Origin of the sequence: Alitiscatomonas aceti (assembly GCF_025567195.1) — a bacterium.
In the GTDB taxonomy this organism is placed as follows: Bacteria; Bacillota; Clostridia; order Lachnospirales; family Lachnospiraceae; genus Alitiscatomonas; species Alitiscatomonas aceti.
Map to the genome: position 1 here is coordinate 46199 of NZ_JAOQJF010000018.1, position 485 is coordinate 46683.

Genomic DNA, 485 nt, shown 5'->3' on the forward strand with positions numbered 1-485 from the left:
GTCCATCTGAAGGTCGAGCAGCTCCTGCACACAATCCCGCAGTCCCACAAGACCTTTCACGCGGGCTTCTGCGGTAGCGTTGAGGTCAGGGCGCACCATACGGCTGTTTTCCCGGTAGTACACCTGCCCGTCTACAATGGCATAGGAATAGTTCTTCACATTGGGGTCGGCAGGAATGGAGGTGTCAATGGTTTCGCCTTCGCCCAGCTCCGGCAGCTCTGCCTCCTGATAAGTGCCATGAATGTACTTCACAGCATCATGCAGCTGGTCGGAAAGCTCCAGTCCCTCGATAGGGTTCACGGTGTAGTCCATACCATGAGCGGTGCTTACCGGCTCCTGTCTGCCCAGCACCATTTCCGGGTGGTCGATAAAATACCGGTTGATGGCAAACCCGTCCTCCGTCTGTCCGGTCTGAGTCCATTCCGGCACGATGTCCAGCGGGCGGTCCCGCTTTTGGAGGAAAATGATGTCCGATACCACCTCGG

1 protein-coding gene is annotated in these 485 nt (G+C 57.1%); it reads right to left on the reverse strand.

The genetic code is table 11. The annotated features are described in order from the left end of the window. Positions 1-485: GIY-YIG nuclease family protein (locus tag OCV69_RS17190; RefSeq protein WP_262563081.1), on the reverse strand; the 485-nt coding region annotated here is incomplete at both ends.